This window comes from Collinsella sp. AM38-1BH, assembly GCF_003467545.1.
GTDB lineage: Bacteria > Actinomycetota > Coriobacteriia > Coriobacteriales > Coriobacteriaceae > Collinsella.
Genome location: NZ_QSHC01000038.1, coordinates 1 through 1,048, shown reverse-complemented (window position 1 = coordinate 1,048; position 1,048 = coordinate 1). Strand labels below are relative to the sequence as shown.

Annotated in this window: 1 protein-coding gene; it reads left to right on the top strand. The window is 65.9% G+C overall.

Annotation, left to right across the window (positions count from 1 at the left end; genetic code table 11):
• Positions 1-945 (top strand): carbamate kinase (gene arcC / locus DW870_RS09230; protein WP_117877568.1); only part of this gene is annotated, 945 nt, incomplete at its 5' end.
• Positions 946-1,048 lie beyond the last annotated feature (103 nt).

Genomic DNA, 1,048 nt, shown 5'->3' with positions numbered 1-1,048 from the left:
AAGCCCGATCGTATTGTCGTCGCCCTTGGCGGCAACGCTCTCGGCAACAACCCCGTCGAGCAGATCGAGGCCGTGAGCAACACCGCCCACGCGCTCCTCGGCCTCATCGAGCAGGGCAACGAGATCATCATCACCCACGGCAACGGCCCGCAGGTCGGCATGATCCAGAACGCCTTCGCCGCCGCCCACGACGCCATCGGCACCCCCGAGATGCCGCTGCCCGAGTGCGGCGCCATGTCCCAGGGCTACATCGGCTACCACCTGCAGCAGGGCATCGGCCGCGAGATGCACAAGCGCTATAAGCGTTGGCACGCCGCCACCGTCGTCACCCAGATCGAGTGCGACCCGGATGATCCCGCGTTCAAGAACCCGACTAAGCCGATCGGCCCCTTCTACACCGAGGAGCAGGCCAAGGAGTTCATGGCCGAGGATCCCTCCAAGGTCTTCGTCGAGGATTCCGGCCGCGGCTGGCGTCGCGTCGTCGCCTCCCCCGATCCCAAGAAGATCGTCGAGGCTGACTCCATCCTCAACCTGCTCGACAACGAGTTCATCGTCATCGCCTGCGGTGGCGGCGGCATCCCCGTCGTCCGCGACTACGAGAACAAGGGCTGCTACAAGGGCGTTCCCGCCGTCATCGACAAGGACCTGGGCGGCGAGCTGCTGGCCGAGGACTGCGACGCCGACGTCCTGTTCCTGCTGACCGCCGTCGAGCATGTCGCCATCAACTTCGGCAAGCCCGACCAGGAGGAGCTCGAGGACCTCACCGCCGACGAGGCCGAGCGCCTGGCCGACGAGGGCCAGTTCGGCAAGGGTTCCATGGAGCCCAAGGTCCGCGCCGCCATCAAGTTCGCCCGTTCCCGCAAGGGCCGCACCTGCATCATCGGCGCCCTGGACAAGGCCGCCGAGACCATGGCCGGCCTCTCTGGTACCCGCATCCACGAGTAGTCTCTACTCTGTTGCCTCTCTCGTGGGCGCCAGGCAAAGCGCCCACAAACTACCTCTCTTCATGAGCCCCGCAGTCCGCTCCGACTGCGGGGCTTTTGCTATT